A 16,296-nucleotide genomic window follows, 5' to 3' on the forward strand; every position below is an offset into this window, starting at 1 on the left:
AGCAACTTATGGGACACCCCTCCGTCTTCCCGACCGGCGCCACCCTCTACGATCCGCAGCGCGCCTGGAGCGGCTACACCCTTTTCCAGGCCACCGAACACGGCGCGGTGCTGGTGGATATGAACGGTCACGTGGTACGCGAATGGCCTGAACTGCATGGATTTCCCAATAAAATCCTGCCCGGCGGCGCCATCCTTGGCCACAGCGGCGAGCGCGATCCGCGCTACGGCATGCAGGATATGCTCGATCTGATCCAGGTGGACTGGGAAGGCAATGTGACCTGGAAATTCGATCGCTATGAGCAGGTGAGCGATCCCGGCAATGAAACGCGCTGGATGGCGCGAGCTCATCACGACTATCAGCGGGCAGGCAATCCGGTGGGCTATTACGCGCCGGGGCTGGAGCCGCAGGTGGATGGCGGCAATACCCTGATCCTCGCCCATACCAACCTGCTGAACGAAGCGATCTCCGACAAGCTGCTGCTGGACGACACCATTATTGAAGTTGACTGGCAGGGCAACGTGGTGTGGGAGTGGCGCTGCAGCGACCATTTCCACGAGCTGGGTTTCGACGACGCGGCGCGTACCGCGCTCTACAACAATCCGAATATGCGCGCCAGCGGCGGTGGAATGGGCGACTGGATGCATATCAATTCGATGTCGGCGCTGGGGCCGAATAAGTGGTATGACGCTGGCGATGCGCGTTTTCATCCCGACAACATTATCTGGGACGCCCGTGAATCCAACATTATCGCCATTATCGACAAACAGAGCGGCAAGATCGTCTGGCAGCTGGGCCCGGACTACAGCAAACCGGAGTTGAAACACATCGGCTGGATTATCGGCCAGCATCATGCGCATATGATCCCGCAGGGGCTACCGGGCGCGGGCAATATCCTGATTTTCGATAACGGCGGCTGGGCCGGATACGGCGCGCCGAATCCGGCATCGGCGGACGGAGTGAAAAACGCCTGGCGCGATTACTCCCGGATCCTGGAGATCAATCCGCTGACCCTTGATATCGAATGGCGCTATTCGCCTTATGAAGCGGATTTGCCGCAGCCGACCGATTCGTACCGCTTTTACAGCCCGTACATCAGCAATATGCAGCGCCTGGAAAACGGCAATACCCTGATTAACGAAGGATCGAACGGGCGCATTTTTGAAGTGACCCGCGATCACGAAATTGTCTGGGAATATATTTCGCCGTTCTGGGGCAAGACGCTGAACAACAATATGGTCTATCGCGCCTACCGCATTCCCTACGCCTGGATCCCGCAGCTGGCGCAGCCGCAGGAGACGCCGATTGCGGCGGTCGATGTACGAACCCTGCGCCAGCCCGGCGCGGCGGCAGCGGGACCGGCGCAAAGCGTGGTGCGGGTGGCGGGCGTACAGCCGTACAGTAAGAGCGCCGATGCGCTGTGCGTGGCAACCGATAACGATACCCTGCGCCGCAGTCCGAAGCTGTTCCGCGTCGCGGAAAGCGCGTTCACGCCGATAAGCGCGGCGAGCGAGCTGGAGAGTAAAAGGCCCGTGCTGCTGTTCGTAGGCGCGGAGCGCTGCGTGCACTGCCGCAAGCTCTGGCAACTGCTGGCGCATGAGAAACTCAGCTCGCGAATTGCTCAACTGGATACGCGCTATCTGGATGCCGACCAGCATCAGGATCTGGCGACCACGCTCGGCGTGCGCGGCCTGCCGACGTTGCTGCTGCTTAAAGCGGGGCAGCCAGCAACGCGCGCGCCCGCGCAGCTTTCGGTGGATAATCTGTTCGACTGGCTGAATCGCGCAGCAGAGTAAGTCGCGATTATTGCGGACTGGCGTTTGCCGGTCCGCCGTTGATCTGGCGGATAAAGGCCATCGGCGAATAGCCCATCGCTTTGCGGAACATCGCGGTAAAGGCGGCCGGATACTCATAGCCCAGACTCAGCGCGACTTCGGTAATCGAATCCCCTTCCCGCAGCGCCGTCATGGCGTACATCAGGCACGCCTGCTGGCGCCAGTCGCAAAACGCCATCCCGGTCTCCCGGCGAAACAGACGATTAAAGGTGCGTACGCTTTTGCTCAGCTTTTGCGCCCACTGCTGCGGCGTGCTGCGGATACTGGGCTGTTGCTGAAAATCGCCGCATAGCGCCGCGAGGTGGCTGTTCTGCGGGAGCGGGGTAAACATCGGCAGCGGCGCGGCGGCGCCCAGTTCATGGAGCAGGAGCGCAATCAGGGCGGCATCGCGCCCGCTCTCTTCATACAGCAGCGGCAGCTGGCAGGCGGCCAGCAGGAGCTGATGGGTCAGCGGAGAAACCTGTAACACTTCGCAGCGCTCGCTATCACGCGGGGCGACCTGCGCATCAATATACAGGCTGTGGGTGCTGACGCCGGGCATCCAGACGCGATGCGGTTTTGTCGCCGGGATCCATACTCCGCTGAACGGCGGGACCAGCCACTGGCCGTCATCCGTTTCGACCTTCATTAACCCGTTCATCGCGTACAGAAACTGCGCCCGGCGGTGGCTGTGGCGCTCCAGCAGCGTATTGGGCGGGTAGTCGCTGCCCAGCGCCAGCACCCGGCGAGGCAGATGATCGACGTCATTAATCGCAACGTTGCGCATAAAAAGTTGCCCTGGCTGAAATTCGTAATAGATTGGCTTTAAAGCGTAAGCCGGCCATGAGGTTATTCTATATCGTTACCTCCTTTTGTGGAGGAGTTCGAATGAGCGACTGGCTTTTTCTGTGCGGCATACTATCCGGCGTGACCACCTGGCTCTTTGGTTTCGGCGGCGGTTTCGTTACCGTCCCGCTGCTCTATTTACTGGTCACCGGCGCGTGGGGAGCGCAAAGCGCAGTCGGACAGCAGGCGATGCAAATCGCGGTCGCCACTTCGGCGCTGGTTATGCTTTGTTCCGCGCTGCTGGCGACCTGGCGGCACGTGCGTACCGGCACCCTGAGCTGGCGTCGTCTGTGGGCCATGCTCACCGGCATTGCCGTTGGCGGCATCGCCGGCGCGCTGTTGGCGCTTGAGGTGAGCGGGGAGTGGATCCGCTGGCTGTTCGTTATCTACCTGCTGGCAACCGTTGCCGATTGCTACCTTCGCGCCGGATTTATGACTCCGCCATCCCGCCGGGTGGTGCCGTCGGTGCCACATGAGCTTACGACAGGCGGTATCATTGGCCTGATCGCCTCTTTTCTCGGCGTGGGGGGAAGCGTGATGACCGTTCCTCTGATGCGCCGTCGCGGCGTGCTGATGTCCGAAGCGGCGGCGATGGCCAACGTGCTGACGCTGCCGCTGGCGGCAACGGCGACGCTGACCTGGCTATTGCTGGCCTGGCTGTCGCCGGTGGCGTTACCGAATGGGTTTATCGGCAACATCTGGCTGTCGGCGGCGGCGCAGCTGGTGGCGGGAAGCTGGCTGGGATTAAAAATAGCCTCCCGCTGGCTGGCGCGTTTACCGGATCGCTGGCATGTGAGAATTTATCCGCTATTGCTGATAGCCGTACTGCTGGTGATGAGCGTGCGGGGATAATGAGGGACGCGGCGCTGCGCATCCATCCGAGAGTCGCCCGGATAAGCGTAGGGTATGAACCGGAAACATGGGTAACACTTTAGACCGGATACATGGGTAACAGTTATAACTGGCATATGAAGAGGAGACTCGTTATGCCCGGTTCATTCTGCTGTCATTTTACTTGCGCATGCTCGCGCGAGGCGCTGTGGCCGATAAAGGAAAATAAACGATGGGTAAAACGCTGACCATTTTCGATCTGGATAATACGTTGATTAAGGGCGATAGCAGTACGCTGTGGAGCCGCTTTATGGTGCGCGAAGGGTGGGTAAACGATGCCGATTACCTGGCGCGGGAAGCGATGCTGATGGACGATTACGATCGCGGCGAGATGAATATCGCCGATTATGTGGCTCTGATTCAGGCGCCGCTGGTTGGTGTGGCAAAGCAGGACGTGGATGCGCTACTGGCGCGCTGCGTGCGTGAAGAAATTATGCCGCGCGTTTATCCGCAGGCCTGGGATCTGATTCGGACTTTACAGGCAAAGGGCGAGCAGATACTGGTGATCTCAGCCTCGGTCAGCCTGCTGGTACAGGCAGTTGCGGCGCAGCTGGGCATCGAGCAGGCGCTGGGCATTGACGTCGAGATGGTGGACGGCGGCTATAGCGGAGTGATTGCCGGTACGCCGAGCTATCAGCAGGGGAAGGTGGTGTGTCTTGAGCAGTGGCTGGCGGCGCATCCCGCCTGTTCGGGCGAGGTGACCTTCTACACCGATTCGATTAACGATCTGCCGCTGTGCCTGCGCGCCGATCGCGTACGGCTGGTCAACCCGTGTCCGCAGCTGACGGCGGCGAATGCGCAGCATCAGTGGCCGGTACTGACGTGGCGGCTGTGATTTTCCCCCGGGGGGGCGTAAACGCCTTACCCGGCTACTTTTTCGTGCAGTTTGGGTAACCCGGATAGCTGCGCAGCGCCGCCTCCGGGAATGTTGTGATATCAGACTTCCCCGGGGAGGCGCAGCGCGATCCGGAAAAAACTAATCCGCTTTAAACAGCGGCACCACGCTGCCGCCAATATAGCGGCGGCGCAGCCAGGCGGACAGCGTATCCATCGCCATCACCACCGCCACCAGCAGCAGGGTAATAAACATCACCACGTCCCAGTTCCACAGACGCATATTTTCCGCATAAATCAGGCCGATCCCTCCCGCGCCGACAAAGCCGAGCACCGCGGCTGAACGGGTATTCGATTCGATCTGATACAGGCTCAGCGCCAGGAAAGTGGGGAAAGATTGCGTGAAAATGCTGAAACGGTGCTTCTGTAACCCGTTCGCGCCTACCGCCGTCAGCCCGCGTCCCGGCGAGCGCTCAACCGCTTCGTGCCCCTCAGCGTACAGACGCCCCAGCAGCCCGGTATCCTGCATGATTATCGCCAGTACCCCGGCCAGCGGCCCGAGCCCCACCGCGCGGACAAAAATCAGCCCCCAGATCGCCATATCGATACCGCGCAGCACGTCGAACAACCGGCGCATCAGCAGGGCAATCGTCCCCGGAATCACGCCGCGCATAATGTTGCGCGCCGCCAGGAAAGAGAGCAGCAGGGCGATAACCGTCGCGGTAAGCGTCCCGGCGAAAACAATCGCCAGGGTAATAGCGATTTGCGTGAAGTAATAGCGGAACGGCCAGTTAAAAAAGTCGTGCCAGACGAACATCCGCAGCAGATAGCGACTGATTTGCTCCAGTCCGCTGGCGAGCTGCTCGCCGCTGATGCCGAACTGCATAAAGAACCAGACATAGTAGAGCAGGCAGGCCAGCGTCAGCAGGCCGATATAGCGCAGATAGCGCCCCTGGGCCTGATACAAATGCCGATGCTGGCGACGGCTGGCAGCGATATCCGGTTGATTTTGCCACTGTCTCATTTTTTCCCCTCCAGAACCCACTGCCGCAGGCGGCCGGACAGCATATCCAGCAGCGAGACCACGAGAATAATCAGCAGCAGCGTGATGCTGACCTGATCGTAACGGTCCAGTTTGATATTGGTCATCAGCTCCTGGCCGATGCCGCCCGCACCCACCAGCCCAAGGATGGTTGAGGAGCGGAAGTTAATTTCGAGGCGCATAAAGCCGTATGAGAGGAAGATGGGTTTGACCTGCGGCCACAGGGCAAAGCGGATACGCTGCAGATGCGACGCGCCGCAGGCGGCCAGGCCGCGCACCGGTTTATCCTGGGCGCTCTCTACCGCTTCATAGAACAGCTTGGTCAGGCTGCCGATAGTGTGCAGCATTAATGCCAGGAAGCCGGGGATGGCGCCGATACCAAAAGCCATCACGAAAATCACCGCCCACGCCAGCTCCGGCATGGTGCGCAGAAAAGCCACCAGCACGCGGACGGCAACACGCAGGGGGGCAGGGGACCAGGCATTATTAGCGGCAACGAACGCCAGCAGGGTGGCAATCACCACCGCAACCAGCGTCGACGCCAGCGCCAGCTGCAGCGTTTCCCAGATAAGCGGTAGCTGAATCGGCAGGCGATAGCCCCAGTAAGCCAGAGAGCCCTTAGTATGCGAATCGGCAAACAGATCGGCGATGTGCAGCGTGGGCAACGTCTCAAACAGGTAATCGAGAAAATTGGGCAGCGAGTGCCAGATGGTAAGGAGATTAAACTCGGCCAGGCTGCCGGCGGCAAAATAGAGTACCAGCAGCAGGAGGGACCCGCTAAAGGTATCGCGCTTTTGTCGCGAGCGTACCTGCTGATAGTAGCGTTCGAATTGAGTGTGGGTGTTATTCATGCGTCGCTGTGTCTTCAACGAGTCGCTGCCCCCCGCGACACTCGCCGGGCGGCAGCGTCAGGGTGGGATTAACGCGCGCTAACCAGTTCGCGTTTCATATCAATAATCTGCTGAAAATCAGCCACGCTGCCCGGGCCGATATGCTGCGTGCCGCCCATCGCTTTAATAAAGCAGGCGTGATCCTCGGTATCCAGCTTTTTAATCGCGGTAATGACTTTGGCCTTAAAATCAGCAGGCAGGGAATTGCTGACCAGGATCGGGCCGTTCGGGATCAGCGGCGATTGCCAGATAATGCGGATTTGCTTCATCAAATCCGGGTGATCCATGCGAATCAGGCGGTTGAAGGCGCCGACGCTGTAGCCGCTATTATAGTCACCGACCATGGAGGTCCAGGTCACCGCACCGGCAAACTGACCGTTCAGCACGCCGAGAATATCCTGCTCGTGGCCGCCGGAGAAGGTCACGCTGGAGAAGAAGTTATTATATTTATTATCCGCGGTGCCGCCGAACTGCTGTTTAAAGGCGTGGTTAGGAATTAAAAAGCCGGAAGTGGAATCCGGGTCGGCGAAGCCAAACGCTTTGCCCTTCAGATCCTCTAACTTTTTATACGGGCTGTCCGCTTTGACAATCACCACCGAGTGGTAGCCGCGGGACCCGTCTTTATCATCTACGGCAATCCCAACAATATCGACCGCTTGCGGATTGTTAATATAAACGGAGGCGTAAGAAGACGGCGACATACTTAATACCACGTCAACTTTGCCACCCAGTAATCCCTGAATGACGCCGGAATAGTCGGAGGAGTTACGTAATTTTGTATCGACCTTCAGCTCTTTATCAAGGAATTGCTTAACGCACTGGTTGTCGCCAATTTGCTGCGTTGCGTTCTGACCGCCAAGGATACCCAGGTTTAATTCCTTCGGTTGTTCAGCAGCGCTTGCCTGCCACGCCATCATAATGCCTGCAACCGCTGCGGATAAACGAACTGCGCCAGTGATGTACTTTTTCATTATTTTGCCCGTGTGAGTGAAATTAATGCAATTGGCTAATTTCATCGCCATACAGCCGATGCAGAATATCCTGATTCAGCTGCGTGGGATGGTCGTCAAAAATAATCTTGCCTTTGGCTATGCCGATAACCCGCGTGCAGTATTCTCGCACCAGCTCCACCGAATGCAGGTTTACCATCACGCTGATGCCCTGTTCGCTAATTTCGCGCAGGACATTCATGATCCGCTGCGTATTTTTCGGGTCGAGAGAGGCGACCGGTTCATCGGCCAGCAAAATCCCCGGGTTTTGCATCAGGGCCCGGCAAATGGCCACGCGCTGCATCTGGCCGCCGGAGAGATTTTCCGCTCGCTGCAGCGCATGCGGCAGCATATTCATCCATTCCAGCAGGGAGATAGCGCGGGCGCGGTCGGCGTCGGGGAAGATTTTGAATAATGATTTCAGGGTTGAGGTTTGGCTCAGGCGTCCCAGCAGCACGTTGGTCAACACGTCGAGACGCGGAACCAGGCAAAAATCCTGGAAAATCATACCGCACTGGCTACGCCAGGCGTTCATCGCCCGCCCGGACAGCTTTGATACGTCCTGCGGCGTCCCTCCTTCCGGGAAGCTGAGGATTTCGCCGCCGCTGGCGCGATGGGTACCGTTAATGACGTGCAAAAGCGTCGATTTTCCGGCGCCGGAGCGACCGATCACGCCAACCAATTCGCCCGCATGCAGATCGAAACTGATGCTATCCAGTACGGTTTGCTGCGCGCGCCAGGCTTTGCTCAGGTTGCGTACGCTCAGGACCTTACGCTGCCGGTCGATAAACGGCGGCGTAAACGGTTGATAATCGGTTTCTGCAACCGCAGCCAGGGAACTGTTCATAAGTGCGTCCAGATTCGTCAGTAAACTGGGCACTATTAATGGTGTTTTATATGACTGCCAGATGACAATAAGGCGAACAAATAGTGAACGAACCGGTGAGTCAGCGTAACGGATGACGAAAAATTCCGTCAGTGATCACATTTTTGCATCGGCAATCCGGCGTCTGAAAATACTCAGCCTACCTTTAATACGCTATGCGTACGATATTAAGAATGATACGTATTTCATCTGATAGAGATGCCGCGTTTTATGCGACATTAGCCGCAACGGTTTTATTGCCGCTGGCGCAAAGCAAGGCCTCAGGATGTTCGTGCAAATCTTCTTTCTGCGTCGATTTAACCGAATAGATAATCTTTTCGTGCTTGTTTACGATTCACCGCGCTAAATTTTTTGTCGGCGACTATACCTTTTGTGCGGAGCATAATTTCATTATTTACGCTAATTAATGAAATTAACCACTATTTTTGTATTGATTATTGGTTTTTTCTTCTTATTTTTTGAATTTCTTCGGTTTTTTTGCTTTTTCGAATGAAAGTGTGGTTAAGAATAGTCTTAACAGCTAATAGCTAAGATCCTGGAACATATAATATTCACTTAAGAATCGACGCATATCCCACCAATAACCATATGAAAACAAATACTTTTTGTGTTTAACTCAATATCCTTATTTTTATTCTTCAGGCTTAAATTGACCTGGTCGGTAATTAGCCCCCAGCGCACTTATTGACACACATGGCGAAAAATCCTAAATTTGGTGACACAAGAAACAAGCAAGTCATTTAGTGTTCTTTGCCTCAAGCAATACTATTTTGTGGTTTTAGATTGGATATATTTATAAGAGGGAATTTGCTGAATTAGACTTTGCAGGCCTGGGCTATCAGCAGTGTTGTGATACGTTCAAGATTTCCAGGACTATGGGGTTTAACACTATATGGATTATAAATATTCTTTAGATCAGTGCATCTGGCCGGCGCATGATAGCTTTTTTTTAAAAGGTCTCGCTGAGCTTATTCTGGATATCGATGACTTAATCTATCTTTCACTAGAAAAGGTACGCCGGGAATTTGTATTTATTAACCTTAGCGCCAGTTCGCTGAATTATTTTATCCGCCGCGATAATGAGTGGTTGGCTGAAATGAAAGGAAAGCAGATTGTACTTATTGCTGCAAGGCGCTCGGAGGCGCTGGCCAATTACTGGTATTACAATGGCTCCATTCGAGGCGTGGTCTACGTAGACTTAGCTAAGGATATTCGTCAGGAGCTGGCTTACGTTATCAATGGCCGTTTTCTACGTAAAGATATAAAGAAAGATAAAATTACTAACCGGGAAATGCAGATAATTCGTATGACGGCGCAGGGAATGCATCCGAAATCTATCGCCAAAATTGAGAATTGTAGTGTGAAAACAGTCTATACCCATCGGCGAAATGCTGAGGCCAAATTGTATTCAAAAATATATAAGTTAGCGCTGTAATTAGTAATAAACGTTGTATTTAAAAATTGTGCACCAGGTCGTAACACCCAAAATAATTTGCGTCGCAGATAATAATGATGCGGCCTGAACTATGGCGGGAATGCACACAGACGTGGGACATCAGGTCCCTTAATAAACTCAGGATGAAAAAGCTATGAAAAAAAAGGTTCTTGCAATTGCTCTGGTAACCGCGTTTGCCGGTATGGGTGTCGCTCAGGCAGCTGACGTTACTGCTCAGGCAGTCGCTACCTGGTCCGCAACCGCCAAAAAAGACACAACCAGCAAGCTGGTTGTGACTCCGCTGGGCAGCCTGGCTTTCCAGTATGCTGAAGGGGTTAAAGGCTTTAACTCACAGAAAGGCCTGTTTGATGTGGCTATTGAAGGTGACACCACCGCGACCGCATTCAAGCTGACCTCTCGTCTGATCACCAATACCCTGACTCAGCTGGATACCTCTGGTTCCACCCTGAGCGTGGGCGTTGACTACAACGGCGCTGCGGTCGAAAAAACGGCTGACACCGTCATGATCGACACCGCTGCGGGCACCCTGGGCGGCAACCTCAGCGCGCTGTCTAACGGCTATAACACCGCTGGTCGCACCACCGCTCAGGACGGCTTCACGTTCTCCATCATCAGCGGCACCACCAACGGCACAACTGCCGTTACTGACTACAGCACGCTACCGGAAGGTATCTGGAGCGGTGACGTCAGCGTACAGTTCGACGCCACCTGGACCAGCTGATCCTCTCGTAGCACCAGGCAGGGGGTTCTCCCCCTGCTTTCTTTCACGGAATGAAATGATATGAAAAAACACATTCTGGCCATCGGCCTGTTGCTCAGCACAATGACGCCTGCCCTGGCGCTGGATGTGGGCGATATCTCTTCGTTTATGAACAGCGACAGCAGCACGCTGAGCAAAGAGATCAAAAATACGACCGACAGCGGTCGCTTAATCAACATCCATATGGAACGCCTCTCTTCGCCGCTGGATGGCGGTAAGGTGATCCCGATGGATAAGCAGGACGAGATTTTACTGACCCCCGCCAGCCTGCTGCTGCCCGCGAAGGCCAGCGACGTGATTCGCTTTTTCTATAAAGGCCCGGCGGACGATAAAGAACGCTATTACCGCATCGTCTGGTTCGATCAGGCGCTCAGCGATGCCCAGCGCAACGGCTCGACCCGCAGCGCGGTAGCCACGGCTTCGGCACGCATCGGCACCATCCTGGTGGTGGCCCCGAGAAAAGTGAATTACCGCTATCAGTACGCCAACGGCACGTTGACCAATACCGGCAACGCCACCCTGCGCATTCTGGCCTATGGGCCGTGCCTGAAACCGGCGGATGGTAAGGATTGCAAAGAAAACTACTTCCTGATGCCCGGAAAAGAGCGCCGCTTTACGCGCGTCAATGTGGCTGACAAAAAAGGACGGGTCGCGCTCTGGCAGGGCGAGCAGTTTGTTCCCGTGAAATAGACAACTGTGCTGACGGACCAAAACTATGCTTATACCAGGGATTGCCCCAGGACTTAAAGTGCTCCTTGCCTCTGGCATGGCCATCTTGCTTGTTCCGCTCAGCGTTTCCGCCGCGGCTGACAAAGTACAGCAAATCGGCGGCGTCATTATCCCTCAGGCCTTCAGCCAGGCGCTGCAGGACGGAATGAGCATTCCTCTGTTTATTCACCTCGAAGGCAGCAACGGTACCCAGGACGATCAGCGCATCGGCAACGCTTTTATCTGGCTGGATAACGGCGTACTGCGCGTCCGGCAAATACAGCTGGAAGAGAACGATAACAATGCCACCGTCAGCGAACAGACCCGAAAGCAGCTGACCGCGTTGGCCAATGAAGCATTCACTAAAGAACTCAAAATTAGTCTGACAGATGATGCGCAGCTACAGCTCAGCCTGCGCCAGCTGCTGCTGCAGCTGGTGGTGAGAAAGGAGGCGCTGGGTACCGTGCTGCGTTCGCGCAGCGAAGATATCGGTCAGTCCAGCGTCAATACCCTCAGCAGCACGATGAACTATAACCTCGGCGTATATAACAACCAGATGCGCAACGGCGGCAACAATACCTCCAGCTATCTGTCGCTGAACAACGTCACCGCGCTGCGCGAGCATCACGTGGTGCTCGACGGCTCGCTGTACGGTATAGGCTCCGGCAATCAGGACAGCGAAGTCTATAAAGCGATGTATGAACGCGATTTTGCCGGCCATCGTTTTGCGGGCGGGATGCTGGATACCTGGAATTTACAGTCCCTCGGCCCGATGACCGCCGTTTCGGCAGGGAAGATTTACGGCGCCTCATGGGGCAACCAGGCCAGTTCAACGGTGTTCGACAACTCCCAGTCGGCGACGCCGGTGGTCGCCTTTTTACCCGCCGCCGGGGAAGTGCATCTCACCCGCGACGGGCGCCTGATGAGCGTGCAGAACTTTGCCATGGGTAACCACGAAGTGGACACGCGCGGCCTGCCGTATGGCATTTACGATGTCGAGGTTGAAGTCATTGTGAACGGCCGGGTGGTCAGCAAACGTACCCAGCGGGTCAATAAATTGTTCAGCCGCGGACGCGGCGCCGGCGCGCCGCTGGCCTGGCAGTTCTGGGGCGGCAGCTTCCATATGGACCGCTGGTCTGAGAGCGGTAAAAAGACGCTTCCGGCTAAAGACAGCTGGCTGGCGGGCGCCTCGGCTTCCGGTTCGCTCAGCACCTTAAGCTGGGCGGCGACCGGCTACGGTTACGATAACAACGCCGTCGCCGAGACGCGCCTGACCCTGCCGATCACTGAGTCCATTAACGTGAACCTGCAGAATATGCTGGCCAGCGACAGCTCGTGGAGCAGCATCGGCAGCATCAGCGCCACGCTGCCCGGCGGCTTCAGCTCGGTGTGGGTCAACCAGGAAAAAACGCAGATTGGCGACCGGATTCGGCGCAGTAATGCCGACAACCGGGCTATCGGCGGTACGCTGAATCTCAATTCACTCTGGTCAAAACTGGGGACGTTCAGCATCAGCTATAACGATGACCGCCGCTATAACAGCCACTACTACACGGCGGATTACTACCAGACGCTTTATACCGGATCCTGGGGATCGCTGGGCCTGCGCGCAGGGATACAGCGCTTTAATAACGGCGATAGCAGCGCCAGCACCGGGAAGTATATTGCGCTCGATTTCTCGCTGCCGCTCGGCAACTGGTTCAGCGCCGGGATGACCCATCAGAACGGCTACACCATGGCCAACCTGTCGGCGCGTAAACAGTTTGATGAAGGCAGCACCATCCGTACCATCGGCGCCAACGTTTCGCGGGCGATTTCCGGCGACACAGGCGATGATAAAACCCTCAGCGGCGGCGCATATGCTCAGTTTGATACCCGCTACTCCACCGGTACGCTGAACGTGAACAGCGGCGTGGATGGCTACGTGAACACCAACCTGACCGCCAACGGCAGCGTGGGCTGGCAGGGGAAAAATATCGCCGCCAGCGGCCGCACCGACGGCAATGCCGGGGTGATTTTCAACACCGGACTGGAAAATGACGGCAAGCTGAGCGCCAAAGTTAACGGTCGCATTGTTCAGCTCTCCGGCAACCGCAACTACCTGCCGCTGTCGCCCTACAGCCGCTATGAAGTGGAGTTGCAGAACAGTAAAAATTCGCTCGACAGCTACGATATCGTGACCGGGCGCAAGAGCCAGCTGACCCTTTATCCGGGGAACGTGGCGGTGATTGAGCCGGAAGTGAAGCAGATGGTCACGGTCTCCGGGCGCATTCGCGCGGAAGACGGCACGCTGCTGGCCAATGCGCGGATTAATAACCATATCGGTCGTACCCGCACCGATGAGAACGGTGAGTTTGTGATGGACGTGGATAAAAAGTATCCCACCATCGATTTCAGTTACGGTAAAAACCAGAGCTGCGAAGTGGCGCTGGAGCTAAGCCAGGCGCGCGGCGCGGTATGGGTGGGCGATGTGGTCTGTAGCGGCCTCTCCACCTATGCCCGCGTGCAGCCGACAGGAGAAGGTAATGAAAGCTAAGTGGCTGGCATGTTTAGTGATGTTAACGGCGGCGCTGTGCGTGACGCGGGTCAACGCCGCGGTCACCAAAACTACCTGGCCGGATGCGGCGGCCATGCAGTTTGTTTTCGTGGAAAACAACTCGGATGATAACTTCTTTGTCACCCCGGGCGGCGCTCTGGACCCGCGTATGACCGGGGCTAACCGCTGGACCGGGCTGAAATATAACGGCTCGGGCACCATTTATCAGCAGAGCCTGGGCTATATCGACAACGGCTATAACACCGGCCTGTACGCCAACTGGTTCTTCGATATGTGGCTGGATAACTCACCGGCTTCGCACCCTTTACTCGGCCTGCGCTGTATCAACTGGTATGCGGGCTGCGATATGGCCACCAGCCTGATCTTGCCGCAAACTACCGATGCCAACGGCTTCTATGGCGCGACGGTAACCACCGGCGGACAAAAGTGGATGCACGGCATGATGTCCGATGCTTTCTACCAGTATCTGCAGCAGATGTCGGTGGGCAGCAGCTTCTCAATGACCATCAACTCCTGCATGACGTCGGTGAGCTACGATGCCAGCAGCGGCGCACGCTGCAAAGATCAGGCCTCAGGGTATTGGTACGTGCGTAACGTCACCCATACTAAAGCGGCAAACCTGAAGCTGATTAACACCCATGCGCTGGCGGAAGTGTTTATCAACAGCGACGGGGTTCCGACGCTGGGCGAAGGCAATGCCGACTGTCGCACCCAGACTATCGGTACCCGCTCCGGTCTGAGCTGCAAAATGGTGAACTACAATTTGCAAACCAACGGCCTCAGCAATACCTCAATTCATATTTTCCCGGCTATCAGCAACTCGGCGCTGGCCTCCGCGGTGGGCAGCTACGATATGCAGTTCAGCCTCGACGGCAACTCATGGAAGCCGGTGAGCGGCATCTCTCAGTACTATACGTTTAATGAGATGAAATCATCAGATTCAGTGTATGTCTTCTTCTCAAGCAACTTTTTTAAGCAGATGGTGACGCTGGGTATCAGCGACGTGAATACCAAAGATCTGTTTAATTTCCGTTTCTATAACACCACCTCGCCCGAGTCAGGCTGGTACGAGTTTTCAACCTCCAATACCCTGATAATTAAGCCGCGTGATTTCAGCATCAGCATTATTTCCGATGAGTACACCTCGGCGCCGACCCGCGAGGGCTACGTGGGCAGCGGCGAGCCGTCGCTGGATTTCGGCTATATTGTGACGACCAGCGGTAAGACCGCCGCCGACGAGGTGCTGATTAAAGTTACCGGTCCGGCGCAGGTTATTGGCGGGCGCTCATACTGTATTTTTAGTTCACCCGACGGCACGGCGAAGGTGCCGTTCCCGGCGACGCTGGCGTTTACGACGCAGACCGGGTCAACCAAAACTTACGATGCCGGATGCGATGATACCTGGCGCGATATGACCGATGCTCTGTGGTTAACCACGCCATGGACGGATATTTCCGGCGATGTCGGGCAGATGGACAAAACGACGGTCAAGTTTTCCATCCCGATGGATAATGCGATATCGCTGCGAACGGTGGATGATAACGGCTGGTTTGGTGAAGTGAGTGCTTCAGGAGAAATTCATGTCCAGGCGACGTGGCGTAACATTAACTAATTTGCTGCGGATGCTGATCTGCCTGCTGTCGCTGGGACTGGCGACAGCAGCGCAGGCTATCTCGGTGGGGAATTTAACCTTCTCGCTGGCGGCGGAAGACAATTTCGCTGCTAAGCGGGTTATCAACAACAATAAAAGCGCCCGGCTGTATCGTGTCTCTATCGTCGCTATCGACCGCCCCGGCGGCAAAGAGGTGCGTTCCCGTCCGGCGGACGGCGAGCTGCTGTTTGCCCCGCGTCAGCTCACTCTACAGGCGGGGGAGAGCGAATATTTTAAGTTTTACTACCACGGCCCGAAAGATAACCGCGAGCGCTATTATCGGGTGTCGTTCCGGGAAATTCCGACCCGTAATTACGTAATGCGTAATCAAAGCGGTACGGAAGTGAGTATGGATCCGGTGGTGGTCATGGACACTATCCTCGTCGTTCGCCCGCGCGAGGTACAGTTCAAATGGGCTTACGATCGCGCGGCGGGGACCGTCAGCAACACCGGCAATACCTGGTTTAAGCTGCTGATCAAGCCCGGATGCGATACCACGGAAGAGGAAGGGGATGCATGGTATTTGCGGCCCGGGGACGTTGTTCGCAAGGCTTCGCTGCGCCAGCCGGGGAACCACTACATTATCTATAACGACAAATTTATTAAAATGACAAAAGACTGTCCGGTGAAGTAGCCGGGCAGCGCTCGCCATCCGGATAACATTCATCATTGAGAATGATCTATTTTTGATTTTTTATGTTTTTTTGATGTTATTTTGCGCCGAAAAAATATCAACATTATGTCCGCTTTGATACGTGATGAAATGATGTTTTCGTATCCCGAATATATATGATATTCCATCATTAAATAATTCATGCTAATTGTCTTTATCGTTCCGGCTATGAATTTTTTCTATTAATATGGTTTTTCCTAAGAAAATTCCTAATGGCTGGTGGGTAAATTCCTGGATTAGATGAATTGAGAATTGTTTTCAAGCGCCATGTTTTTTCTATCTCGTTGTAATTAATGGTT

The 16,296-nt window shown here is 55.5% G+C and carries 14 protein-coding genes; 9 read left to right on the forward strand and 5 right to left on the reverse strand.

What is annotated here, in order from left to right; all coding sequences use genetic code 11:
- Window positions 1-8 precede the first annotated feature (8 nt).
- Window positions 9-1,796, forward strand: coding sequence for an aryl-sulfate sulfotransferase (locus KO1_RS04105; RefSeq protein WP_024273809.1), 1,788 nt, complete (start codon window positions 9-11; stop codon window positions 1,794-1,796).
- Window positions 1,797-1,803: 7 nt separating this feature from the next.
- On the opposite strand, the gene KO1_RS04110 is transcribed toward KO1_RS04105, so the two are convergent.
- On the reverse strand, window positions 1,804-2,601 hold the full coding sequence (locus KO1_RS04110) for an AraC family transcriptional regulator (RefSeq protein WP_024273810.1): 798 nt from the start codon (window positions 2,599-2,601) through the stop codon (window positions 1,804-1,806).
- A gap of 101 nt (window positions 2,602-2,702) precedes the next feature.
- Here KO1_RS04110 and KO1_RS04115 point away from each other — a divergent pair, with 101 nt between their 5' ends.
- Together KO1_RS04115 and KO1_RS04120 are read left to right on the forward strand one after the other, a co-directional pair.
- Window positions 2,703-3,512 carry a sulfite exporter TauE/SafE family protein gene (locus KO1_RS04115; protein WP_024273811.1) on the forward strand — a complete coding sequence of 270 codons (810 nt, stop codon included), beginning with the start codon at window positions 2,703-2,705 and terminating at the stop codon, window positions 3,510-3,512.
- A gap of 211 nt (window positions 3,513-3,723) precedes the next feature.
- Window positions 3,724-4,386 (forward strand): HAD family hydrolase, encoded by a 663-nt coding sequence (locus KO1_RS04120; protein ID WP_024273812.1) that lies wholly within the window; start codon window positions 3,724-3,726, stop codon window positions 4,384-4,386.
- 141 nt (window positions 4,387-4,527) lie between these two features.
- On the opposite strand, the gene phnE (KO1_RS04125) is transcribed toward KO1_RS04120, so the two are convergent.
- The 4 genes from phnE (KO1_RS04125) to phnC form a co-directional block, all read right to left on the reverse strand.
- On the reverse strand, window positions 4,528-5,409 hold the full coding sequence (gene phnE, locus KO1_RS04125; RefSeq protein ID WP_004099313.1) for a phosphonate ABC transporter, permease protein PhnE: 882 nt from the start codon (window positions 5,407-5,409) through the stop codon (window positions 4,528-4,530).
- Entirely contained in the window at window positions 5,406-6,278 is an 873-nt protein-coding gene (gene phnE / locus KO1_RS04130; protein ID WP_004099314.1) for a phosphonate ABC transporter, permease protein PhnE, read from the reverse strand. The genes phnE (KO1_RS04125) and phnE (KO1_RS04130) overlap by 4 nt, the downstream gene beginning before the upstream one ends.
- 68 nt (window positions 6,279-6,346) lie before the next feature.
- Complete coding sequence (phnD, locus tag KO1_RS04135; protein ID WP_026056037.1) at window positions 6,347-7,288, reverse strand: phosphonate ABC transporter substrate-binding protein; 942 nt, start codon at window positions 7,286-7,288, stop codon at window positions 6,347-6,349.
- A 22-nt stretch (window positions 7,289-7,310) separates the two neighbouring features.
- Complete coding sequence (gene phnC, locus KO1_RS04140) at window positions 7,311-8,153, reverse strand: phosphonate ABC transporter ATP-binding protein (RefSeq protein WP_004099316.1); 843 nt, start codon at window positions 8,151-8,153, stop codon at window positions 7,311-7,313.
- A gap of 931 nt (window positions 8,154-9,084) precedes the next feature.
- On the opposite strand from phnC, the gene ecpR reads away from it, so the two are divergent.
- From ecpR to KO1_RS04170, 6 genes are all read left to right on the forward strand, one after another.
- The gene (gene ecpR / locus KO1_RS04145; RefSeq protein WP_004099317.1) at window positions 9,085-9,627 is read left to right on the forward strand and encodes an ECP biosynthesis operon DNA-binding transcriptional regulator EcpR; all 543 of its coding nucleotides are present in this window, start codon (window positions 9,085-9,087) and stop codon (window positions 9,625-9,627) included.
- 154 nt (window positions 9,628-9,781) lie between these two features.
- Window positions 9,782-10,369, forward strand: a complete 588-nt coding sequence (ecpA, locus tag KO1_RS04150) for a common pilus major fimbrillin subunit EcpA (protein ID WP_004099318.1) — start codon at window positions 9,782-9,784, stop codon at window positions 10,367-10,369.
- 60 nt (window positions 10,370-10,429) lie between these two features.
- Window positions 10,430-11,098 carry an EcpB family pilus assembly chaperone gene (locus tag KO1_RS04155; protein ID WP_004099319.1) on the forward strand — a complete coding sequence of 223 codons (669 nt, stop codon included), beginning with the start codon at window positions 10,430-10,432 and terminating at the stop codon, window positions 11,096-11,098.
- A 25-nt stretch (window positions 11,099-11,123) separates the two neighbouring features.
- Entirely contained in the window at window positions 11,124-13,652 is a 2,529-nt protein-coding gene (locus KO1_RS04160) for a fimbrial biogenesis outer membrane usher protein (RefSeq protein ID WP_004099320.1), read from the forward strand.
- A gap of 19 nt (window positions 13,653-13,671) precedes the next feature.
- Window positions 13,672-15,285: a fimbrial adhesin EcpD gene (ecpD, locus tag KO1_RS04165; RefSeq protein WP_224227117.1), complete on the forward strand. Its 1,614-nt coding sequence runs from the start codon at window positions 13,672-13,674 to the stop codon at window positions 15,283-15,285.
- Window positions 15,254-15,958: a fimbria/pilus periplasmic chaperone gene (locus KO1_RS04170; protein ID WP_004099322.1), complete on the forward strand. Its 705-nt coding sequence runs from the start codon at window positions 15,254-15,256 to the stop codon at window positions 15,956-15,958. Before ecpD ends, KO1_RS04170 begins: the two co-directional genes overlap by 32 nt.
- Window positions 15,959-16,296: the final 338 nt, after the last annotated feature.

The organism is Klebsiella oxytoca NBRC 105695 (assembly GCF_001598695.1).
Lineage (GTDB): Bacteria > Pseudomonadota > Gammaproteobacteria > Enterobacterales > Enterobacteriaceae > Klebsiella > Klebsiella oxytoca.

Bases quoted from the DNA above. Each gene is read 5' to 3' on its own strand.
- KO1_RS04105 (WP_024273809.1), top strand. From the start codon at position 9: ATGGGACACCCCTCCGTCTTCCCGACCGGCGCCACCCTCTACGATCCG.
- KO1_RS04110 (WP_024273810.1), bottom strand. From the start codon at position 2,601: ATGCGCAACGTTGCGATTAATGACGTCGATCATCTGCCTCGCCGGGTG.
- KO1_RS04115 (WP_024273811.1), top strand. From the start codon at position 2,703: ATGAGCGACTGGCTTTTTCTGTGCGGCATACTATCCGGCGTGACCACC.
- KO1_RS04120 (WP_024273812.1), top strand. From the start codon at position 3,724: ATGGGTAAAACGCTGACCATTTTCGATCTGGATAATACGTTGATTAAG.
- phnE (WP_004099313.1), bottom strand. From the start codon at position 5,409: ATGAGACAGTGGCAAAATCAACCGGATATCGCTGCCAGCCGTCGCCAG.
- phnE (WP_004099314.1), bottom strand. From the start codon at position 6,278: ATGAATAACACCCACACTCAATTCGAACGCTACTATCAGCAGGTACGC.
- phnD (WP_026056037.1), bottom strand. From the start codon at position 7,288: ATGAAAAAGTACATCACTGGCGCAGTTCGTTTATCCGCAGCGGTTGCA.
- phnC (WP_004099316.1), bottom strand. From the start codon at position 8,153: ATGAACAGTTCCCTGGCTGCGGTTGCAGAAACCGATTATCAACCGTTT.
- ecpR (WP_004099317.1), top strand. From the start codon at position 9,085: ATGGATTATAAATATTCTTTAGATCAGTGCATCTGGCCGGCGCATGAT.
- ecpA (WP_004099318.1), top strand. From the start codon at position 9,782: ATGAAAAAAAAGGTTCTTGCAATTGCTCTGGTAACCGCGTTTGCCGGT.
- KO1_RS04155 (WP_004099319.1), top strand. From the start codon at position 10,430: ATGAAAAAACACATTCTGGCCATCGGCCTGTTGCTCAGCACAATGACG.
- KO1_RS04160 (WP_004099320.1), top strand. From the start codon at position 11,124: ATGCTTATACCAGGGATTGCCCCAGGACTTAAAGTGCTCCTTGCCTCT.
- ecpD (WP_224227117.1), top strand. From the start codon at position 13,672: ATGTTAACGGCGGCGCTGTGCGTGACGCGGGTCAACGCCGCGGTCACC.
- KO1_RS04170 (WP_004099322.1), top strand. From the start codon at position 15,254: ATGTCCAGGCGACGTGGCGTAACATTAACTAATTTGCTGCGGATGCTG.